The organism is Sphingopyxis sp. CCNWLW2 (assembly GCF_037095755.1).
Lineage (GTDB): Bacteria > Pseudomonadota > Alphaproteobacteria > Sphingomonadales > Sphingomonadaceae > Sphingopyxis.
This window is the reverse complement of sequence record NZ_JBAWKJ010000001.1, coordinates 527543-548032: the sequence shown is the minus strand read 5'-3', so window position 1 is coordinate 548032 and position 20490 is coordinate 527543. Positions and strand designations below refer to the sequence as shown.

At 66.3% G+C, this 20490-nt stretch carries 25 protein-coding genes; 14 read left to right on the top strand and 11 right to left on the bottom strand.

The features are described from left to right. The gene (locus V8J55_RS02490) at nucleotides 1-336 is read right to left on the bottom strand and encodes a hypothetical protein (RefSeq protein WP_037513350.1); all 336 of its coding nucleotides are present in this window, start codon (nucleotides 334-336) and stop codon (nucleotides 1-3) included. Between the two features lie 46 nt (nucleotides 337-382). On the opposite strand from V8J55_RS02490, the gene V8J55_RS02485 reads away from it, so the two are divergent. The 11 genes from V8J55_RS02485 to V8J55_RS02435 all read left to right on the top strand — a co-directional run bounded on the left by V8J55_RS02485 (nucleotide 383) and on the right by V8J55_RS02435 (nucleotide 10062). Beyond that, nucleotides 383-790 (top strand): phage major tail protein, TP901-1 family, encoded by a 408-nt coding sequence (locus V8J55_RS02485; protein WP_310251299.1) that lies wholly within the window; start codon nucleotides 383-385, stop codon nucleotides 788-790. Further along, on the top strand, nucleotides 787-1098 hold the full coding sequence (locus V8J55_RS02480; RefSeq protein ID WP_336444233.1) for a gene transfer agent family protein: 312 nt from the start codon (nucleotides 787-789) through the stop codon (nucleotides 1096-1098). Before V8J55_RS02485 ends, V8J55_RS02480 begins: the two co-directional genes overlap by 4 nt. Nucleotide 1099: 1 nt before the next feature. Further along, on the top strand, nucleotides 1100-1303 hold the full coding sequence (locus V8J55_RS02475; protein ID WP_336444232.1) for a phage tail assembly chaperone: 204 nt from the start codon (nucleotides 1100-1102) through the stop codon (nucleotides 1301-1303). Beyond that, nucleotides 1296-1880 (top strand): tail tape measure protein, encoded by a 585-nt coding sequence (locus V8J55_RS02470; protein WP_336444231.1) that lies wholly within the window; start codon nucleotides 1296-1298, stop codon nucleotides 1878-1880. Before V8J55_RS02475 ends, V8J55_RS02470 begins: the two co-directional genes overlap by 8 nt. Next, on the top strand, nucleotides 1880-4204 hold the full coding sequence (locus V8J55_RS02465) for a DUF2460 domain-containing protein (protein ID WP_336444230.1): 2325 nt from the start codon (nucleotides 1880-1882) through the stop codon (nucleotides 4202-4204). Before V8J55_RS02470 ends, V8J55_RS02465 begins: the two co-directional genes overlap by 1 nt. Then, nucleotides 4198-5019, top strand: coding sequence for a DUF2163 domain-containing protein (locus tag V8J55_RS02460; RefSeq protein WP_336444229.1), 822 nt, complete (start codon nucleotides 4198-4200; stop codon nucleotides 5017-5019). Before V8J55_RS02465 ends, V8J55_RS02460 begins: the two co-directional genes overlap by 7 nt. Continuing rightward, nucleotides 5012-5434 (top strand): NlpC/P60 family protein, encoded by a 423-nt coding sequence (locus V8J55_RS02455; protein WP_336444228.1) that lies wholly within the window; start codon nucleotides 5012-5014, stop codon nucleotides 5432-5434. The genes V8J55_RS02460 and V8J55_RS02455 overlap by 8 nt, the downstream gene beginning before the upstream one ends. 68 nt (nucleotides 5435-5502) lie before the next feature. After that, complete coding sequence (locus V8J55_RS02450) at nucleotides 5503-7680, top strand: phage tail protein (protein ID WP_336444227.1); 2178 nt, start codon at nucleotides 5503-5505, stop codon at nucleotides 7678-7680. 12 nt (nucleotides 7681-7692) lie between these two features. Next, nucleotides 7693-8145: a DUF2793 domain-containing protein gene (locus V8J55_RS02445; protein ID WP_336444226.1), complete on the top strand. Its 453-nt coding sequence runs from the start codon at nucleotides 7693-7695 to the stop codon at nucleotides 8143-8145. A gap of 129 nt (nucleotides 8146-8274) precedes the next feature. Beyond that, a complete protein-coding gene (locus tag V8J55_RS02440) occupies nucleotides 8275-9387 on the top strand; it encodes an OmpA family protein (protein WP_336444225.1) in 1113 nt (370 codons plus the stop codon). Nucleotides 9388-9627: 240 nt separating this feature from the next. Next, nucleotides 9628-10062: an ExbD/TolR family protein gene (locus tag V8J55_RS02435; protein WP_336444224.1), complete on the top strand. Its 435-nt coding sequence runs from the start codon at nucleotides 9628-9630 to the stop codon at nucleotides 10060-10062. Between the two features lie 21 nt (nucleotides 10063-10083). Here V8J55_RS02435 and V8J55_RS02430 read toward each other — a convergent pair whose 3' ends face one another. The 3 genes from V8J55_RS02430 to V8J55_RS02420 form a co-directional block, all read right to left on the bottom strand. Then, nucleotides 10084-10620 carry a DUF1993 domain-containing protein gene (locus tag V8J55_RS02430; RefSeq protein WP_336444223.1) on the bottom strand — a complete coding sequence of 179 codons (537 nt, stop codon included), beginning with the start codon at nucleotides 10618-10620 and terminating at the stop codon, nucleotides 10084-10086. Nucleotides 10621-10646: 26 nt separating this feature from the next. Then, nucleotides 10647-12431, bottom strand: coding sequence for an ABC transporter transmembrane domain-containing protein (locus tag V8J55_RS02425; protein WP_336444222.1), 1785 nt, complete (start codon nucleotides 12429-12431; stop codon nucleotides 10647-10649). Nucleotides 12432-12577: 146 nt separating this feature from the next. After that, nucleotides 12578-12835 (bottom strand): YjhX family toxin, encoded by a 258-nt coding sequence (locus tag V8J55_RS02420; RefSeq protein ID WP_336444221.1) that lies wholly within the window; start codon nucleotides 12833-12835, stop codon nucleotides 12578-12580. 275 nt (nucleotides 12836-13110) lie between these two features. Between V8J55_RS02420 and V8J55_RS02415 the strand changes: the two genes are divergently transcribed. Further along, nucleotides 13111-14331 carry a polyhydroxyalkanoate depolymerase gene (locus V8J55_RS02415; RefSeq protein ID WP_336444220.1) on the top strand — a complete coding sequence of 407 codons (1221 nt, stop codon included), beginning with the start codon at nucleotides 13111-13113 and terminating at the stop codon, nucleotides 14329-14331. A gap of 373 nt (nucleotides 14332-14704) precedes the next feature. On the opposite strand, the gene V8J55_RS02410 is transcribed toward V8J55_RS02415, so the two are convergent. After that, nucleotides 14705-15100, bottom strand: coding sequence for a YkvA family protein (locus V8J55_RS02410; RefSeq protein ID WP_336444219.1), 396 nt, complete (start codon nucleotides 15098-15100; stop codon nucleotides 14705-14707). 24 nt (nucleotides 15101-15124) lie between these two features. On the opposite strand from V8J55_RS02410, the gene V8J55_RS02405 reads away from it, so the two are divergent. Next, nucleotides 15125-16117, top strand: coding sequence for a dipeptide epimerase (locus tag V8J55_RS02405; RefSeq protein WP_336444218.1), 993 nt, complete (start codon nucleotides 15125-15127; stop codon nucleotides 16115-16117). Nucleotides 16118-16216: 99 nt separating this feature from the next. Here the strand turns inward: V8J55_RS02405 and V8J55_RS02400 are convergent, their stop codons facing one another. After that, nucleotides 16217-16681, bottom strand: coding sequence for a pyridoxamine 5'-phosphate oxidase family protein (locus V8J55_RS02400; RefSeq protein WP_336444217.1), 465 nt, complete (start codon nucleotides 16679-16681; stop codon nucleotides 16217-16219). Nucleotides 16682-16745: 64 nt separating this feature from the next. After that, nucleotides 16746-17141, bottom strand: coding sequence for a VOC family protein (locus tag V8J55_RS02395; RefSeq protein WP_336444216.1), 396 nt, complete (start codon nucleotides 17139-17141; stop codon nucleotides 16746-16748). A gap of 84 nt (nucleotides 17142-17225) precedes the next feature. On the opposite strand from V8J55_RS02395, the gene soxR reads away from it, so the two are divergent. Next, nucleotides 17226-17696, top strand: a complete 471-nt coding sequence (soxR, locus tag V8J55_RS02390; RefSeq protein WP_336444214.1) for a redox-sensitive transcriptional activator SoxR — start codon at nucleotides 17226-17228, stop codon at nucleotides 17694-17696. A 152-nt stretch (nucleotides 17697-17848) separates the two neighbouring features. Here soxR and V8J55_RS02385 read toward each other — a convergent pair whose 3' ends face one another. The 4 genes from V8J55_RS02385 to V8J55_RS02370 are packed head-to-tail and all read right to left on the bottom strand — an operon-like array spanning nucleotide 17849 to nucleotide 20436. Beyond that, a complete protein-coding gene (locus V8J55_RS02385; protein ID WP_336444213.1) occupies nucleotides 17849-18139 on the bottom strand; it encodes a putative quinol monooxygenase in 291 nt (96 codons plus the stop codon). Nucleotides 18140-18158: 19 nt separating this feature from the next. After that, the gene (locus V8J55_RS02380; protein WP_336444212.1) at nucleotides 18159-18743 is read right to left on the bottom strand and encodes a carboxymuconolactone decarboxylase family protein; all 585 of its coding nucleotides are present in this window, start codon (nucleotides 18741-18743) and stop codon (nucleotides 18159-18161) included. A gap of 1 nt (nucleotide 18744) precedes the next feature. Continuing rightward, a complete protein-coding gene (locus tag V8J55_RS02375) occupies nucleotides 18745-19926 on the bottom strand; it encodes an acetyl-CoA C-acyltransferase (protein WP_336444211.1) in 1182 nt (393 codons plus the stop codon). A 51-nt stretch (nucleotides 19927-19977) separates the two neighbouring features. Continuing rightward, the gene (locus tag V8J55_RS02370; RefSeq protein WP_336444210.1) at nucleotides 19978-20436 is read right to left on the bottom strand and encodes a MaoC family dehydratase; all 459 of its coding nucleotides are present in this window, start codon (nucleotides 20434-20436) and stop codon (nucleotides 19978-19980) included. Nucleotides 20437-20490 lie beyond the last annotated feature (54 nt).

The following is a 20490-nucleotide window of genomic DNA, read 5'->3' as shown; positions in this document are numbered from 1 at the left end:
TTACTCGCCCGGCATTGTGTTCGTCGACTTATAGTCCTTGAACTTGTCGGTGAAATTGGCGTGGTAATCGTCGATCTGCATATCGGCGTCTTCGCCCGCGACCTTTTCGGAATCGCCGCCCGATTTGCCCAGCGCGATCACCGCCTTGCGGAACGCGTCGCGTTCGGTCGCGCAGTTCGATTTCACCTGCATTTCATATTCGGCCTCTTCCATCTTGGCCTCGAGCGCCTTCTTCATGTCGGTGCGCAGGCATTTGGTGAAAGCGGCGCGCGTCGTGTCGACCGTCGCCGAGGGCGACTGCACCATGAGGGCCAAAACTATTGTCGTGATCAGCATCCTGCGACTCCCCGTTAGCAGTGTTTTTCCCTGAGGAGATTAGACGATGGCGATTGAAAATGGGAGCGATTTTCTGCTCAAGATCGGCGACGGTGAGGCTCCGCCGACCTATCGCACCGTCGCGGGCCTGCGCACGACGCAGATGTCGGTGAACGGCGAGGCGGTGAATGTCACGACGAAGGATTCGGGCGGCTGGCGCGAGCTGCTGTCGGGCGCCGGGGTGCGATCGGTTTCGGTGAGCGCGGCGGGCATTTTTACGGGGTCCGACGCCGAGGTGCGGCTGCGCGGTCATGCGCTTTCGGGCGTCATCGACGATTATGAATTGAGCTTTGAAAGCGGCGAACGGATGCGTGGGCGCTTCCTGGTCACGCGGCTCGACTATGCCGGCGATTATAATGGCGAGCGCAATTACACGCTGAACCTGGAATCGAGCGGCGCGGTGGTGAGCCTGTGAGCGCCGCCAACGCGCTGCGCGGCGAGGCGGAGTTGCGCGTCGGCGAGCGGGTGCTTGTGCTGCGGCCGAGCTTTGCGGCGCTGGTCGCGGCGGAGGCCGAGCTGGGGCCGCTGTTCGCGCTCGTCGAGCGCGCCGCCGATGCGCGGTTGGGGCTGGGCGAGCTGGCCTCGCTGTTCTGGCATTGCGTGCAGGATCGGCCCGAAACGCTGACGCGCGAGGCGGTCGGCGAGGCGGTCATCGCGCAGGGGTTGGCGTCGGTGACCCCGGCGCTGCGCGTGCTGCTGGGGCAGATTTTGCAGGGACGATGAGGTGGCGAACGATCGGCTGGGGCCCGCGGCGATCAAGCTTGCGGGCGTGATGGCGCGTGTCGCGGGATGGCGGCCCGGCGAGTTCTGGGCGGCGACGCCGGCCGATGTGCGCGCGGTGCTGGCGGGCTGGGTCGAGGATGACGCGGAGGCGTGCTTCGACGGCGCGACGCTGGGGGCGATGATGGAGAGGTTTCCCGATGGGTGACGAGATCGACGAGATGGTGGTCGCGGTGCGCGCCGACACCGGCGCGTTTAGGCGCGATATTGCGGCGCTGCGCGCCGAGCTGGGCGGGCCGCTGGTTGCGGAGGCCGATCAGGCGGGGCGCGCGATCGAGCGGGCGCTGTCGCGCGCGATCGTCAGCGGCAAGATGGGGTTCGAAGATCTGAAGCGCCTCGCGCTGTCGGTGATGGCGGACATCGCGCGTGCGGCGATTTCGAACGGGATCGGCGCGGCGATGGGCGGCGGGTCGGGGGGCGGCGGGAGCGGCAATCTGCTTTCGCTCGGCACCTCGATCGCGATGGCGCTGTTCGGGGCACCGGGGCGGGCGACCGGCGGGCCGGTGAGCGCGGGGCGCGCCTATCGCGTCGGCGAGCGCGGGCCCGAACTGTTCGTGCCGACCGCGGGCGGGCGGATCGAGGCGGCGGGCGCCGGTGGGGTGCGCAATATCGCGATCACGGTGAATGTGCGGGGCGAGGCGGGGAGCGAACCGCAGCGGCTGGCGCAGACGGGGCGGCAACTGGCGCGCGCGGTGCGGCGCGCCGTCGCAGCGGGGGACGATTGATGGGCTGGGCGCTGGTGGCGGCGGCCGAGCCGCATCATCGGAAGGGCTGGCTCAAGCGGTTCGATCCGCGATATTGGACGGTCGATTTTGCGCGGCCGATGATGGCGAGCGTGACGAGCGATACGCCGGGGGCGCTGCGTGTCGAGGCGGTGTTTTACCGGAAGCACGATCTGGCGGGGCTGATCTGGGAAAGCGAAGATCGCTGGGATCATCCTTTGCTCGCTTATGAGACGCGCCGGGATTTCCGGCACACGCAGCTCAAATTCCGGTGGCGGTCGGGCGGGGTGAAGCCGCTCGACGCGCTGCACGGGCCGACCTTGACAATCGAGGGACGCGATGCGGGCGGCGCCCCGCGCGCCTGGTATGTGCGGCTCTGGAACTATGCCGAGGGAACGGCCGAGGATGCCGTCGTCAGCCTCGATTTCGATGCGCTTGACGGTGGCTTCCTGCTGCCGGGCGAGGCCGATCCGGTGTGGGCGGGCGATATCGACCGGATGTTTATTTCGCTGGTGCCGCCGACCTATGATGGCGGCGACGGCGTGCTGGGCGCGCCGGTCGCGGGCTGGGCCGAGATGAGCGACATCGCCTGCTCGGGGTCGGGATCGGTGCTGGCGATCGGCGATGTCGTGATGCCCGAGCAGGGGATCGGAATCGCGAGCGGTTATGACGACAGCTATCATCTGACCCCGGCGCGGCTGGTGCGGCAGATGGTGCAACTCGGTTATCGCGGCGACGTCGTCCATTATGTCGGGATGAGCCATTATATGCGGCTTGAGGCGGCGGGCGGCGGCTTTGCTGCGAGCCTGGCGGGCGGGGTGCTCAATGCGCCGTGCGCGGCGTGGCATGTGGGCTTTGCGGCGGTGTGCCGGAACGCGGGGCTGGGAGTGATCTGGTCGCTCTCCTACGAATTGTTCGACGCCTATTGCCGGGACGACTGGAAACAGCGCGACGCGAGCGGGGCGCCGGCGCTGACCGGGTGGGTGCCGCCGTCGACGTTGCTGTCGCCCGCGAACGCGGCGGCGATGGGGTATCTGCAGATGGTCGCGCGGGCGTTTGTCGCGATTGGCGCGGCCGCTGGCTTGCCGCTGAAATTCCAGGTTGGCGAGCCGTGGTGGTGGATCGCGAGCGGCGGGCGGATTTGCGCCTATGATGCGGCGGCGGCGACGGTTTTGGGGGCGGCGAGCGTTCCGATTGCCGATGTGCGCGGGCCGCTGGGTGAGCCGCAGTTGGCGATGCTCGATGCGCTGGGGGTGTTGCTGGCGGGGTCGACCGCGGCTTTGGTTGCGGCGGCGCGCGACGAGGCGGGAGCGGCGGGGCTGGTCAGTCACTTGCTGGTTTACCTGCCGACGGTGCTCGACCCGGCGGCGCCGGCGGTGCGGCGCGCCAATGTGCCGCTGGGGTGGGCGGCGCCAGCCTTCGATGTGCTGCAGCTCGAGGATTATGACTGGGTGACCGGCGGGCGCGGCGCGGAGACGGCGGGCGCGCGGGCGGCGATGGTGCTGCGGCTCGGCTATCCGATTGGCGAACAGCATTATTTTTCGGGCTTCGTGCTCGCGGCCGAGGATCGCGCGCAGTGGGCGGCGATCGCCGATGCAGCCGATGGCGCGCGGCGCGCGGGGGTCGCGCGAACCTTTATCTGGGCGCTGCCGCAGGTCGCGCGCGACGGCTTTGTGACATTCGACGGGGAGGATGAGGTGCAGGCTTTCGATGCGGTGGATTTCCCGCTCGCGATCGGGCGCGAGGCGATGGTCGCGACCGAATTTTCGACGCAGATCGTGAGCTCGCCGTCGGGGCACGAGCAGCGGGCAACCGAATGGGCCGAGGCGCGAATGCGCTATGACGCGGGGCCTGGAATCCGGTCGGAGGCCGATGTGCGGACGCTGACCGACTTTTTTCGCGCACGGCGCGGGGCGGCGCGGGCGTTCCGCTTTCGCGATCCTTTCGATAGCAGCTCGGCGGCGGATGGCGGGTTGCCGGCGGCGGTCGATCAGATGCTTGGCGTCGGCGATGGTGCGCGGCGGCAGTTTGCGTTGGTGAAGCGCTATGGCGCTGGCGATGCCGAGCAGGTGCGCCGGGTACGGCTGCCGGTGGAGGGCAGTGTGCGCGTGTCGGTCGACGGGCTGGAGACGGCGGCATTTCTGGTGACCGATGAAGGCGAGGTGCTGCTCGATGTGGCGCCCGCGGTCGGGGTCGCGGTGCGCGCGGGGTTTCTGTTCGACGTACCGGTGCGCTTTGCCGACGACCGGCTGGAGGTGAGCCGAGCGACCTTCCTTGCGGGCGAGATGGCGAGCGTGCCGCTGGTCGAGGTGCGTGCGCCATGGTGATGCTGGCTGCGCCCGATTGGCTGCGCGAAGAGCTGGTGACGCTGGCGTGGTGCTGGCGGCTGGCGCGGCGCGACGGGGTTGTCGTCGGGCTGACTTCGCACGACCGCGACCTGATGGTCGGCGGGATATTGTACCGCGCGGTGCCGGGAATGAAGCCTTCTGCGATGGAGATGAACGACAGCCTCGACGTGGCGACGATGGACCTCGAGGGTGCGGTTACCAGCGACGCGATCGCGGCGCGCGACCTCGACGCCGGACGCTGGGACGGCGCGGAGCTCGAGCTGTTCGTCACCGACTGGAGCATGGCCGCCGCCCTGCCGGTCACGGTCGCGCGCGGATCGCTGGGGGCGATCGAGCGGCGCGGGGCGGCCTTTGCAGCGGAGTTGCAGGGTGTGACGCGGGTGCTCGACCGGCCGGTGTGCCCGGCAGCCTCGCCGTCGTGCCGGGCGATGCTGGGCGACCGGGCGTGCCGCGTCGATCTGGGGCCGCTGACGCATGACAGGCAGGTCGTTGCCGTCGACGGGCGCATGGCGACGCTCGATGCCGCCGCGCCCGGGATGGCGTTCGGCGAATTGCTGTGGATGGAGGGCGCCAATTGTGGGTTGGCGAGTCCGGTGATCGCGGTCGAGGCGGCGGTGTTGCATTTGGCCGAAGCGCCGGCCTTCGCGGTCGCAGGGCCGGTGCGCGTGCGGCTTACCGAAGGATGCGACAAGCAGCTTGCGACCTGCCGCGATCGGTTTGCCAACGCCGTCAATTTTCGTGGTGAGGCGCATCTGCCGGGCAATGACCTGCTGACGCGTTACCCTGGTGGATGAGCTGGGAGCGCGCGCCTTTGCGGCGGCGCGGGCGATGGTGGGGGTGCGGTTCCGGCGGCAGGGGTGCGATCCCGCCACAGGGCTCGATTGTGTGGGGCTGGTGTGGGCCGCCTATGCAGCGGCCGGCAAGTGGCTGGTGCGGCCGAGCTGCTACCCGCTGCGCGGTTGGTCGCGGACGCAGGTCGAGGCCGGATTGTTCGCCGCAGGATTCGCGCCTGTTTGCACCAATATGCGCGACGGCGATGTCGCGCTGGTCGCGCTCGATGCCGGGCAGTTCCATCTCGGCATAATGGGGGCCGGCCGGATGATTCACGCGCACGCGGGGCTGCGGCGGGTGGTGGAGACGCCGATCGATGACGGATTGCGGGATGCGGTGTGGTGGCGGTTGCTGTCCCGCCCGCCCCGCTGCGACTAGCCGGCGAGCCGGCAAGTCTCGCTGCCCCTCCCGCTTGCGGGAGGGGAGACAATTTCGGGAGCATATTGATGGCAACATTGGTGCTGACGGTGGTCGGCGGGATTGTCGGGGGCCCGGTGGGGGCCGCGATCGGTGCCGCGGTGGGCCAGCAGATCGACGCGCAGATTTTCAAACCGAAGGGGCGCGAAGGGCCGCGTCTCGCCGACCTGAAGATCCAGGCGTCGACCTATGGCCAGCAAATTCCCCAGCTGTTCGGGACGATGCGCGTCGCGGGCAGCGTGATCTGGGCCACCGACCTGATCGAACGGCGAAACAAGCGCGGCGGGGGCAAGGGACGGCCGTCGACGACCGAATATAGCTATTCGGTGTCGCTGGCGGTCGCGCTGTCGTCGCGGCCGATCCGCAGGATTGGGCGGATATGGGCCGACGGAAATCTGCTGCGCGGGTCGAGCGGGACGTTTCAAGAGCGGTGCGTCTTTCGCTGGCACGACGGCAGCGAGGATCAGGCGGTTGATCCGCTGATCGCATCGGCGCTGGGCATTGCGTCGGCGAGTGCGTTTCGCGGGTGCGCTTATGCGGTGTTCGAAGAGCTTGAGCTCGGCGCGTTCGGCAATCGGATTCCGTCGCTGACATTCGAGGTCGAAGCCGATGCCGGGGGTATCGACGCAGGGATGGTCGGCAACAGCCTGTTCGGCGAAACCGCGCGCTGCGGCGGCGAATGGCCCTTTGCGGGCTATGCGGCATCGGGCGACCGGCTACGCGACGCGCTCGCGCCGCTGTTCGAAGCAGACGGCGTGCGGCTGTTGAGCGGGCCGGGCGGATGGCGGATGGCGCCCACGGGCGCTGCCGGCGAGCCGCTGGCGCTGGCCGATTTCCGCGAGGCTGGGCGGGGCGAAGCACCCGGCGACCGGGCCGAGCATCGCCGCGCCCCGCTGTCATCGCTGCCCGGGTCGATCCGGCTGCGGCATTATGAGCCCGAACGCGATTATCAGCTCGGCCAGCAGACGAGCCGGGTCGCAGGCGGGGGCGTCCGCGAGGAACGGATTGATTTGCCTGCGGTGTTGCCGGCGACGTCGGCGCGCGCGCTGGCGCAGCGGCTTGCCGTCGCCGCGGCCGACGGGCGCGAAACTTTGGTGTGGCGGGCCGATCTTGCGGCGCTGGCACTCACCGTCGGGCATGTCATTGCACTAGCCGACGGGAGCCGCTGGCGGCTGGCGGGGCGGACGGTTCGCGGGAGCGACATCTTGCTGGAGCTCAGGCGCCACGCGCCGCTTCCCGCGGCCGATCTTCCCGCAGAACCGGGAGTTCCGGTCGGTGCGCCCGATTGGCCCGACGCTGTTGGGTTGGTCCGCCTGTTCGACCTTCCCAATATCGGCATTCCGGCGGCGTCGGCGCCGCGGCTATTGGTCGCCGGTGCCGGGAGCAACGATGGCTGGCGCGGTGCCGACTGTTGGCTTGTCGCTTCGGCGGGCGCCGAGCCGATTCCGGTCGGCACGGTGCGTCCGGCCGCGGCGCTGGGCCAGCTCACCCTGCCGCTGGCTGCGGGAAGCGATTGCCTGTTCGACCTGTTGAACAGCGTCGAGGTCCAACTGGTCAATCCGGCGATGACATTGGAATCGGTCGGCGACGCCGCGTTGCTGGGCGGGGCGAACCGGGCGATGGTCGATGGCGAATTGCTGCAATTCGGGGTCGCCGATGTCGTCGGACTCGGGCGCTGGCGCCTGTCGCGGTTACTGCGCGGGCGGGCCGGGACCGAGCGTGAGATGGTCCATTTAGCGGGGGCGTCCTTCGTCCTGCTCCACGATCCGGCGCTGTTGACCCTGCCCGAGGCGCTCGCCGGATTGGCGGAGAGCGGCGCCGCGACCCTCGAATGGGCACCGCGGGGCGGGACGACGCTGGCCGAGGTTGGTTTGCCGGCCGCCGGCCGGGCGCTGCGGCCGCTGGCGCCGGTGCACGGGCAGGTCCGCGCCGATGAAGCGGGCGGCGTGACGATCGGCTGGGTCCGGCGCAGCCGCGCCGACACGGGGTGGCGCGACCATGTCGATCTGCCGCTGGGTGAAAGTCACGAGGTCTGGCGCATTGCGCTGTCGCCGCCCGTTCCGGGAATCGGGCCATGGGAAAGCACAGTCCCGACGCTGAATATCGGTGCCCCCGAACTGGCGACGCTGCCACCGGGCTGCGCGATCGAGATTCGGCAGGCGGGGGATTTCGCGCTGTCGCCACCTCTGTCTTTGCCATTGACATAAAAGGATAATGCCATGACCGATCTGCCGACCACACCGCGCTTCGCGTTACCGTTACTTGGCGTAGCGCAGGCGCAGAAAGAGGTAACGCACAACGAAGCTTTGACGCTGCTCGACGCGTTGGTTCATTCCGCCGTCGAGGCCGGACCGCTCGCCACGCCGCCCGCGGACCCGGGAGAGGGACAATGCTGGATCGTCGGTGCGGCGCCGACGGCCGCCTGGGCGGGGCAGGCAAATGCGATCGCAATCCGGACCGGGGGCGGGTGGCGATTTGCGCCGCCGCGTGAGGGGATGCGGGCGACGCGGCTGACCGACGGTGCGCAGCTTCGCTTCGCGGGCGGCGCATGGGCCGCGCCGGCGACGGTGGCGGCGCCTTCGGGCGGGTCGATAATCGATTCCGAAGCGCGTAACGCGATCTCCACACTGATTCTTCACCTCGCCGCGCAGGGTCTTCTGATCTCAGGCTGATTTTCGGTTCTTTGACATCAGAAGTGCGACTTTTTGGCAACAGATTGACGATTTGTTCACTTGCACGGAACCAAAGCGGCGAGTAGGACGTCTGCCGAGACGTATATCTCAATTGAAAGGGGAATTATTATGAGGAAGCTTGCCGTCGCTCTGGCGTTGGCCTCCACCACCCTGGCGTCGCCTGTTCTGGCGCGCGACAACTCTTGGTATGTTGGCGTGGGTGCTGGCGCAATGCTCGTCGAGGACCTGGATCTCGACATCGGTACGTTCAAGGATGCCGCTACGCTCGATCATCGCGCTGGCTATGACGTCGAAGGCACCGTCGGTTATGACTTCGGCGGTTTCCGCGCGGAAGTCGAAGTCGGTTTCCGTGAAGCCGACATCAAATCGGGCCGCTTCACGGCTCCGGGTATCCCGCAGACGGCCAATGGCACCGGACCGCTCGCGACCGGCTCGCGTGACCTTGCTGGCGATACGAACGCGCTGAGCTTCATGGTCAACGGCCTGCTCGACTTCGGTGACGACGACGGCCTTCAGGGCTTTGTCGGCGGTGGTGCCGGTGTTGCGCGCGTTTCGGTCGAGCCGGTCTATGCCGGTAACTTCCTCGACGATTCGGACACGGGCTTCGCCTGGCAGGCGATCGCGGGCATCCGCGCTCCGCTCAGCGACAATATCGACGTTGGCTTGAAGTATCGCTTCTTCAATGCCGATGCCGACCTGGTCGACCAGCTCGGTCGCGACGTTTCGACGCGCTTCCGTTCGCACTCGATCCTCGGCACGCTGACGTTCAACTTCGGTGGCGCACCGGAGCCGGTGGTGGCACCGCCCCCGCCGCCCCCGCCGCCCCCGCCGCCCCCGCCGCCTCCGCCGCCGCCGCCGGTCGTGGAATGCGCACCGGGACCGTATATCGTGTACTTCGACTGGGATAAGTCGGACATCACGCCGGAAGCGGCTTCGACGCTCGACAACGCGATCAGCGCCTACAACCGTGGTTGCACGGGTACGCAGGTCATGCTCGCCGGTCACGCTGACCGTTCGGGTTCGGCCAAGTACAACGTCGGCCTGTCGGAACGTCGCAACACCGCGGTTCGCAGCTATCTCACCGCTCGCGGTATCTCGGATGGCTCGATCAGCGCGCAGGGCTTCGGCGAAAGCCGCCCGGCCGTTGCAACCGCCGATGGCGTCCGCAACGACCAGAACCGTCGCGTGGAAATCACTTACGGTCCGAACTCGGGCATGTAAGACCGGTTTCCATCCCCGATGGGGACGGAACGAAAAAGAAGGGCGGTGCCGAAAGGTGCCGCCCTTTCTTTATGCGCGCTTGGTGCGGCAGTAATCGTCCGTTGCTCACTTTGCCGTTTCTGCTTGCTTGCTTTGTATTATGATATACCATCACGTCTAGGGCGCGAGACGGTCTTGGGCCCTCGATGAGGGGGCGGCGCCCGTCGAACGCGGTGCGTTCTCCCGAGTGGGAGAGAGACGATGCGCACACGAAGCAGGTTCCATCGCAGCATTTTTCGCGCCGACCCCAATGGCGATCCCGACATCAACACCACGCCGCTGATCGACGTGATGCTGGTGATGCTCGTGATGTTCATCATCACCATTCCGCCTCCGACGCACAGCGTCGACGTCATGTTGCCCAGTGATCCCGGAGGCATTGCCGTCAAAGAGGAAAATCGCGTCACGATCGATACCGTCGACGTGATCCGCTGGAACGATGAGGCCGTCGATCTGGCCCAATTAGGCCTGTTGGTAAAACAGGCGGCCGAGCGTCCTGAACCTGCCGCGATCCTGCTCGAGCCCGATGCGCGGGCGCGCTATCTGCGCGTCGATGAGGCAATCGGGGCGATCCGGCGCAATGGCGGGTCGAAGCTCGGCTTTCCGGGGATCCAGAATTACGCCAGTCTGATTTGAGCTTGGCGGGTTCCCGCTGCCTCAGGCGGCGGGAGCCGTTCCGGGCCGGAGATAGCGCATCATGTAGCTGACATAATCGGCCTTGCCGAGCGGGACTCCCATGTGGCGCAGCACCGCATAGGCCGCGGTGCGATGGAAGGCGAATTGCGGCTGCGCCCAGTCGCGGACATAGTCGAAGGCGCGCATGTCGAAGATCATGCCGTTGGGCAGCGGGAAGCTGACCGCGCGATCGAGGTCGGTGCCGAGCGCGGCGGGATCGACCGCATCGAGGACCGCGAGCGTCGCGGCGATCTGTTCCTGCATTCCCGCAAAATCGATCGCGTCCTCGGCGAATTCGGGGACATCGGCGTCGGCGAGGCGGACGAGCGGCTGGAGCGCCTGAACGCATGTGAAGCGAACCTGCGCGGCGAGCGGGAACATATCGGGCGCGAGGCGCGCTACCGCGAACTGCAATTCGCCGATGCCGTTTTCCTCACCCCATGCGAGCGCCCGCGACAGCTCTCCCGAGAGGGCCCTCAGGCCATTTTGCCAAGCGGGGACGGTCAGGTCGTAGAGCATCGTCATTTCCTTCGATCGAACTTGGGTCAGGCCGCGGCGAGATTGTCCTGGAACTGGAGCCGCGCGAGGCGCGCGTAGAGGCCGTCGGCGGCGACGAGTTCATCGTGCCTGCCCTCTTCGACGATGCGGCCGTCGTCCATCACGACGATGCGGTCGGCGGCACGCACGGTCGCGAGGCGGTGCGCGATGACGATCGTCGTGCGGTCGTGCATCAGCGCCTCAAGCGCGTCCTGCACGAGTTTCTCGGACTCGGCGTCGAGCGCCGAGGTCGCTTCGTCGAGCAGCAGCAGCGGGGCACGGCGGAGCAGCGCGCGCGCAATCGCGACGCGCTGGCGCTGGCCGCCCGACAGCCGCGCGCCACCTTCGCCCATGAACGTGTCGAGGCCCTGCGGCAGTTTGCGCAGGAATTCCTCGGCATTGGCGGCGCGTGCTGCCTCCCAGAGTTCTTCGTCGGTCGCGGCCCAATTGCCGTAGCGCAGATTGTCGCGCGCGGAGGCGGCGAAGATCACCGTTTCCTGCGGCACCATCGCGATGCGCGCTCGGATGTCGGCGGGGTCGGCTTCGGTGAGCGGAACGCCGTCGAGCAGGATCTGTCCGCGCTGCGGGTCATAGAAGCGTTCGGCGAGCTGGAAGAGCGTGGACTTGCCGGCGCCCGAGGGACCAACGATCGCCACCGTTTCGCGTGGACGGATCGCAAGGCTGAAATCGTGGAGCGCCGGCGCATCGGGGCGGGTCGGATAGTGGAATTCGACATTGGCGAATTCGAGCGTGCCGAGGGGAGGTTCTGGGAAACGGCGCGGGTTTGCGGGCGGCGCGATGCTCGCGTCGGCGTTCAGAAGCTCGCTGAGCCGCTCGGCGGCGCCGGCAGCGCGGAGGAGGTCGCCGTAAACTTCGGTCAATGCGCCGAACGCGCCCGCAACGAGCCCGCCGGTGAGGACGAAGGCGGCGATGGTGCCGCCGGTGATCGTGCCCTGCGCGACACCTTCGGCGCCGTACCAGAGCAGCGTGGTGATCGCGCCGAACAAGAGGCCGATCACGGTTGCGGTTATGATCGCGCGGAGGCGAATGCGGCGCTTGGCGGTCGCGAAATTGGCTTCGACCGCGACCGAGAAACGGTCGGCCTCGCGCGCTTCCTGTCCGAACGCCTGGACGATCTTCATCGCGCCCATCTGTTCGGCGGTCGTCGCGCCGATATCGGCAACACGGTCCTGGCTGGTCCGCGAGACTTTCTGGAGCCGGCGGCCGAGGAGGACGATCGGCAGGATGATGAGGGGGATGCCGAGCAATATGCCCGCGGTCAGTTTGGGCGAGAGGCTGAAGAGATAGATGATGCCGCCGATGCCCATCACGGTGTTGCGGAGCGCGACCGAGACGGTGGTGCCGACGACCTGCTCGATGATCGCGGTATCCGACGTCATGCGCGAGGCGATTTCGGACGGGCGGTTTTCCTCGAAGAAGCCGGGCGCGAGGCGCAGCAGGTTCTGCTGCACCGCCTGGCGGATATCGGCGACGGTGCGTTCGCCGAGCCAGCTGACGAAATAGAAACGCAGCGCGGTCGCGACGGCAAGCGCGATGCAGATAGCGTAGAAGAGGCGGAAATGCGGGGCGACGTCGCCGCCGCCGGCGATGAAACCGCTGTCGATCATCGCCTTGAATTGGTAGGGAATGGCGAGCGTCGCGAGCGCGGCAATCCCCAGTGCGATCCCGGCAATCACCAGTTGCAGCGGATAGCGGCTGGCATAGTGCCATACCATGCGCAGGCTGCCGAGCTTGCGGCGGGGCGTTTCGGATTTGTCGGATGTGGTCGCCATGGACGACGGCCCTAGCAGCCCCGCCGATGCCGCTCAACGCCGCAGAATGACACATGGCTTCAAGCGCTTTGAAGCGGGGCGATATTGTCCGCCGAAAAGGGAGCACGGCGACCCGCGCCGCGCTCCCGATCGTCAACGCCCGATCGTCACCGGTTGTCGAGCTGTGCGCGCACCGCGCGAAGACCCGCCTGCGTGATGCGATATGGCGCGCCGTTCAGCGAACCGATGAAACCGCGCCGCCGCAGGCGGTTGAACAAGGGCAGGCCGGTATTGGCGAGGACGTGGCCATCGCGGGTGAAGCACAAAGCTTCGACGATATGGCCGTTTTCGCCGCGCCGATGGCGGATCATGCCGCCCTGCGCCAGCACATGGAGCATGCGCTGCTCCGCTTTCGAAATATTCATGGGATTATCCGGGATTATCAAGCAACAAAGGCGCGCGGACCCGTTGGTCCGCACGCTGCGCACATCCCGATTACGCCGGGATGTTAGCGGTCGCCCGCAATCTCAGACATAGTCACTCCATCGGCACATCATGCGCCGTTCCCCGCAGATTATTCGACTTCGGTACGCCTCGCAATGATTTTGATGCATTGCACAATGAGGATGAGCCCCTAGACTGCTAACCAATGAGCAGGTGCCGAAGAGCGCCGCCGGGGTCACGCAAGGAAGAATCGAATATGCTGTATCACGCTTTTGACATGCAGAAGAACTGGCTCGCAGGCGCGAGTGCGCTGGCGACCGCGGGTGCGCAGGTGATGCAGCATCCGGCAAATCCGCTCGGCTATTTCAGCGGCAGCCCGATGTTCGCCTCGGCGCTCGAGGTATTCGCGCATGCATCGGCGCCGCGCGGCAAGCCGGGGTTCGAGCTGTACGAGACGATCGTCGAGGGCGAAACGGTGCGCGTGACCGAGGTCGTCGAGGCGCGCAAGCCTTTCGGCCAGCTCAAGCATTTCAAGCATAAGGGGTCGAAAGATGCGCCCAAGCTGCTGATCGTCGCGCCGATGTCGGGCCATTATGCGACGCTGCTGCGCGGCACGGTCGAACGCATGCTGCCCGGCCATGACCTGTGGATCACCGACTGGCGCGACGCGCGCAACGTGCCGCTCGAAGCCGGCAAGTTCGACCTCGACGATTATGTCGATTATCTGATCTCGTGGCTCGAGCATATTGGCCCCGGCGCGCATGTGCTGGCGGTGTGCCAGCCTTCGGTGCCGAGCCTCGCCGCCGCGGCGATCATGGCAGCGAACAAGCATAAGTGCCGGCCGAAGACGCTGACGATGATGGGCGGCCCGATCGACACGCGCAAGGCGCCGACCGCGGTCAACGACCATGCGATGACGCGCCCGCACGCCTGGTTCCAGGAAAATGTCATCGCGACCGTGCCGGCCTATTATCCGGGCGCCGGGCGCCGCGTCTATCCGGGCTTCCTGCAGCTTGCCGGCTTCATGTCGATGAACCTTGGCAATCACATGATGAGCCATTGGGAGATGTTCAAACATCTGGTCGACGGCGACGGCGAGAGCGCCGACAAGACCAAGGAATTCTACGACGAATATCGCGCGGTGTGCGACATGACCGCCGAATTCTACCTCCAGACGGTCGACGTCGTGTTCCAGCGCCATTTGCTGCCGAAGGGCGAGATGACACACCGCGGCCAGCCGGTCGATGTCGGCGCGATCGAGGATATCGCGATCCTCGCGATCGAGGGCGAGCGCGACGATATTTCGGGGATCGGCCAGACCAAGGCGGCGCTGACGATCGCCAAGGCGCTGCCCGCCGAGAAGAAGAAATATCTGATGGCGAAGAGCGTCGGCCATTATGGCATTTTCAACGGCCGCAAATGGCGCGAGGAAATCGCGCCGGTGGTCGAGAAATGGATCCGCGCGCACGGCGGCTGAGGCGGATAGCGGTTCCTCATCGAATAGTCATCTGCGGGTTGACTGGTCGGTCACGAAGGTATAGCTGGCCGCCTATGAACAACCGCTCGATCTTTTTTTATTATTATCTCGTCATTTGACGGGGTGATTTCGCGCGCCCCGGTTCTGGGGCGAATGAGCAGGTTTCAAGAAACTAGCTACCTTCCATCGCCTCGAAACGCAGACGCGTGTTCGTGATGGGAGGGTAAAGCCGGTAGTTCCGGCAGCCGGACTGTAAATCCGGCCCTTTGTAAGGGAGTGGAGCGTAACCACACCCTCCCACCAGAAATCAATTTTTCCCGAACGCCACCATTCGTCGCCAATGGTTATTCGCTCCCGCCAGCGCGTGCCGCATTTAATGCCAGGGCGACGTCCGTACGCTCCAATAGACAATGTAGAGCAGCCCCGCCCAGAGCAGCAGGATGAACGCCATCCCCGCGCGGCTCGACGGACGTTCGCTCGCGGTTTCGGCGGCGGCGTGGAGTTCGGTCCAGAGCGGGTCAGGAATCAGGCGGCGCACGACCCACAGGCCGAGCGGGACGATCAGCAAATCGTCGAGCCAGCCCAAGACAGGAATGAAATCGGGAATGAGGTCGATCGGCGACAGCGCATAGGCCGCGACCGCGATCGCCAGCAGCCGCGCGAGCCACGGTACGCGCGGGTCGCGCGCGGCGAGCCAGGCGGCGTGCGCCTCGACCGCGAGGCGGTGGCCGAGATCGCCGATACGTTCCGAAAGGGATTTGCCGGTCATCATTATCTACACTAGCCTTCCCGCATGGCTATCCAACTGAAAAGCGCGCGTGTTGAACGCTGGCCGGTCGCGGGCGCGTTTGTGATCAGCCGCGGCGCCAAGACGCATGTCGATGTCGTCGTCGCCGAAATCGAGGGTGGGGGTGCGCTCGGGCGCGGCGAGGGTACGCCGATCTATTATCTGGGTGAGGATGCGGCGGGGTGCCGCGATCAGATTTTGCGCGTCGCGCCGCATGTCGCCGAACTGGACGCCGCGAGCGCGCGTGCGGCGGTGCAGGAATTGATGGCGGCCGGCGCGGCACGCAATGCGCTCGATTGCGCGCTGTGGGACCTCGAAGCGCGCCAACGCGGCCTCCGCCTTTGGCAGCTTGCGGGGTGCGACGGCGCGCCGACGTCGCGTGTGACGGCCTTCACCATCTCGCTCGGCGCTCCCGGCGCGATGGCGGAGCAGGCGGCCACCGCCGAGGCCGACGGCTATCGCTTGTTGAAGCTCAAGCTCACCGGCGAAGGCGACCGCCTGCGCGTCGCCGCGGTGCGCAAGGGCGCGCCCGAGGCGCGGCTGATCGTCGACGCGAATGAAAGCTGGCGCGATCTCGACATTTTGAGCGAGGCCGAGGCGCTGGCTGACTTGGGGGTCGAAATGATCGAACAGCCAGTTCCCGTGGGTGCCGACGCGCTGCTCGATCCGGTCTATGCGCCCATTCCCTTCGTTGCTGACGAAAGCTGTCAAACCGCGGCCGATGTCGCGCGGATCGGGGCCTTTTACGACGGGGTGAATATCAAGCTCGACAAGGCGGGCGGATTGACCGAGGCGCTGCGGATCGCCGATGCCGCCGATGCGGCGGGGCTTTCGATCATGGTCGGGTGCATGCTGTCGACCAGCCTTGCGATCGCGCCGGCGTTTGTACTCGCGCAGCGTGCGCGCTGGGTCGATCTTGACGGCCCGGCATTGTTGGAGCGCGACCGCGAGGGCGGGTTCGAATTTCGTGAGGGGCGGATCGGGCCGCCGGTGGGCTGAACAAACCCGCTCGCATCGAGCGTAGTCGAGATGCCCATCGGCTGGGCGTTACCATGACAGGTGTCTCGACTTCGTTCGACACGAACGGGGGAGCAGGCGTTACAGCGCTACCTGCGCGTGCTGGCCCAGCTCGCCTTCCTTCATCGTCATGCCCGTTGCGAGTTTCAACAGGCCCTTGATGCTCGGGTCGGCGGTCCAGATTTCGGCATTGTCGAGGTCGAAGCGCAAGAGGACGAGCTTGGGGTCGTCCTTGCCGCCTTCGTACCAGGCCGCGATGCTGTTGTTCCACAATTTGTCGAGCACCGTGCGATCGCTTTCGCGAACGAGCGTGCCCGAGATGCAGGCGAACAGGTCATGCCCCTTCGCCGAAAATTGCGCCATCGCGGGGCCGCCGCCCGACAGGCGGTTGTCGGTCGCGGTGAAGAACCAGAAGGCGCTGTTCGCATCCTTGTCGAGCTGGGCGTTCATCGGGATATGATGTTCGCGCTCACCGGTCGCGCCGACCATGACGTAGGGGCTGTCGGCCAGCGCCTTCCAGAATTGTTTCTTGATGTCGTCGCTCATCGGAACGTCTCCTTTCGTCCCTCGATGACCGATCAACGCGGCAGGGCTCGCGATGTTGCCCCATTCAGCGCGGCCGCGGCTCCGCATAGCTGACCACCTCATATTCGATGCCGTCGGGATCAAAGAAATAGAAGCGGCGGCCGGGTTCATAGTCACCGTGGTTGAACGGGGTCAGCCCGACAGCCTTCACGCGCATTTCGATCGTGTCGAGATCGTCGACCTGCACCCCGACATGGTTGAGCGGCGCGCCCTTGGGATATTGCGCATCGGCGTGCTCGCCGTCGGGGCCGGTGTAGAGCGCGATATAGGCGGCGTCGCTGCCGAGGTGGATCGTGCGCCCGCCACCCTGCGCAGGGCCGCGCCAGCGTTCGTGCCAGCCGAAGATCGCCGAGAGGATTCCGGCGGTGCGGTCGGGATCGCTGACCGTCAGATTCACATGCTCGATGAAGGGGTGCGTCACCTGTTTTCTCCTGATTCGCGTTGACGCGCGGCTTATGAAAGCTCAAGTCAGGTTGAGATCAAGCGGAAAAGCGGAGCGCGGACAATGCATCGGACCGACCTGATCGCGATCGGCGAACTCGCGGCGCGCACCGGCGTCGCGGTGTCGGCGATCCGCTTTTACGAAGCGAAGGGACTGGTCGAGGCGCTGCGCACCGGCGGCGGCCAGCGGCGGTTCCTGCGCGCCGACATCCGCCGCGTGTCGTTCATCCTGATCGCGCAGCAATTAGGGCTGAGCCTCGAGGAGATTGCTGCCGAGCTGGCGCAGCTTCCCGCCGGACGGACGCCGAACGGTGCCGACTGGACGCGGATCAGCACCGGCCTCAGTGCGCGGATCGATGCGCAGATTGCGGCGCTTCAGCGCACGCGCGAACTGCTTGGCAATTGCATCGGTTGCGGATGCCTCTCGCTCAAGAAGTGCGGCCTCTATAACCGCGAGGACAAGGCCGCGCAGCGCGGGGCGGGCCCCCGCTATGTGCTGGGCGACCGGTCGGGGGAGATTGCCGAGGTCGGCTGACGGCCGACGGTATTGGGGTGGGGAGCTGCCCTTTGTGCACCCCGGCGAAAGCCGGGGCCCAGTGCGGAAAAGCGCAAGGTTAGTGTTGGAATTCTGGGCCCCGGCTTTCGCCGGGGTTCACATGTTCATCGGCAGAAACCGGTCGAAACCGGTCAAACCGCAGCCAGCCGCTCGATCTCGGGCGCGCCGGCGAGGCAGGGGCCGAGCTTGGCGCCGAGAGTGCGGAAATGGTCCGAGGCGCGGTGCGCTTCGACCGCGGCATCGCTGTCATAGCATTCGAGTACCTTGTACACGCCCGCCTCGCTGGTGCGAAACAGCTTGTAATAGCTGTTGCCGGGCTCGTCCGCGTGCACCGCGGCGGCGAGTTCGGCGAACACGCCTTCGAAAGCCTCTTCCTTGCCGGGCTGCACGCGCAGCGTGGCGATCACACCGATGGCACTCATCGTCTCTCTCCCTTGTGATTCAGGCTTTGAGGTCGGGGTCGACGGTCCAGCCGTCCTCGACCTGAATGCCGAAGCTGTTCAAAATCATCGAAACCTGCGTGTATTGGCCGACGGTCATGACGAGGTCCATGCGCCCCTTGTCGCCGAGCGGCGCGAGCGCGGCCCAGGTCGCGTCGGTCACGAAATGATTGCCGGTGAGCTCATTGGTCGCGCGGAGCATCGCTCGATCTAGATCGGACCAGCCCGCGGCATTGGGCCCTGTCTTTATACGCGCAATCTCGTCTTCGGTCAGCCCGCAATCGAGCCCGATACGCTTGTGCTGTGTCCACTCATAACCCGAGCGGCAGTTGTAGCCGGTGCGCAGGATGACGAGTTCGCGGTCGCGAGGCGAAAGCGCATTGCGCTTCGACAGGATATAATTGCCCCAGCCGAGGAAGGCGGTGAGCGCCTTGGGCGCATGGGCGAGGGTGCGGAAGATGTTGAGGATCTTGCCGCCGCCGACCTTGCCTCCATCGGAGGCAAGGAAGGGTTCGAGCGCGGTGCGCTGGTCGGCATCGAGCCGGTCGAGGTCGACCGGCTCGATACGCGGAGCACTCAGGCGCAAATCAGAAGACCTCGAACAGGCCCGCTGCGCCCTGGCCGCCACCGATGCACATGGTGACGACGGCGTATTTCACGCCGCGGCGCTTGCCTTCGATCAATGCGTGGCCGACGCAGCGCGCGCCGGTCATGCCGAACGGGTGGCCGATCGAGATCGAGCCGCCGTTGACGTTGAGCAGCTCGTTAGGGATACCGAGCGTGTCGCGGCAATAGAGGACCTGCACGGCAAAGGCTTCGTTGAGCTCCCAGAGGCCGATATCGTCCATCTTGAGCTCGAAGCGTTCGAGCAGCTTGGGGATCGCGAAGACCGGGCCGATGCCCATTTCGTCGGGTTCGGTGCCCGCAACCGCCATGCCGACATAGCGGCCGAGCGGCTGGAGGCCCTTCTTTTCGGCGACCTTGGCTTCCATCAGCACCGCGGCCGATGCGCCGTCGGCGAGCTGGCTGGCATTGCCCGCGGTGATCGAAAAGCCTTCGCCCATCACCGGCTTCAGGCTCGACAGCCCTTCGAGCGTCGTGTCGGGACGGTTGCACTCGTCCTTGTCGGCGACGACGTCCTGGAAGCTGACTTCCTTCGTTTCCTTGTTCACCACCGCCATGGTCGCGTTGCAGGCGACGATTTCGTCGTCATATTTGCCCGCGGCCTGCGCGGCGGCCGTGCGCTGCTGCGACTGGAACGAATATTCGTCCTGCGCTTCGCGGCTGATGTTGTAGCGCTTCGCGACGACCTCTGCCGTGCCGATCATCGGCATATAGGTGTCCTTGTGCATCGCGATCAGCTCGGCGTCGGTCTCGATGAACACCTTGCCGCTGCCGCTGACCTTCGAGATCGACTCGATCCCGCCGGCGACCGCGATGTCCTGGCGGTCGACGATGATCTGCTTCGCGGCGGTCGCGATCGTCATCAGGCCCGACGAGCATTGGCGGTCGATCGACATGCCGGGGACGGTGACGGGCAGGCCCGAGCGCAGTGCGATGAGGCGCGCAACGTTCATCGTCTGCGACCCCTGCTGCATCGCGGCGCCGAACAGCACGTCGTCGACTTCGCCGCCTTCGATGCCGGCACGCTCGACCGCCGCGCGGACCGCATGGGCGCCGAGCGTCGGGGCGAGGGTGTTGTTGAACGAGCCGCGCGCCGCTTTGGTCAGCGGGGTGCGGGCGGTGGAAACGATGACGGCGTCACGCATATTGATGTTCCTCTTCGAAGAGTTTGGCAGATTCTTTGCCGGGGAGGGCGCTCAAACGAAAAACTGGCTGATCCACTCGGCGATCAGGGCGGGCTTTTCCTCGCCCTCGATCTCGACGGTGACTTCATTGGTCTGCTGCCACTGGCCCGGGCGCTTTTCCTCGAGCTCGAGCAGCTTCACATGGCTGCGCACGCGCTTGCCCGAGCGGACGGGCGACAGGAAGCGGACCTTGTTGCAGCCGTAATTGACGCCCATCTTGATGCCGCCGACCTTGGGGCCGTCGGTGCTCGCGCCGAGGAGCGGCATCAGCGACAGGGTGAGGAAGCCGTGCGCGATCGTGCCGCCGAACGGCGTCAGCTTCGCCTTTTCCTCGTCGATATGGATGAACTGATGGTCGCCCGTCGCGTCGGCGAACTTGTTGATCATCTCCTGATCGACGAGCACCCAGTCCGACGTGCCGAGATGCTCACCGACCTTGGTCTGCAGTTCCTGCGGCGTGATGGTGGCCATATTCATCCCCTCAAATTGCTGGTTCGGGGCGCGTTCTAGGCATCTCTTGCCGCG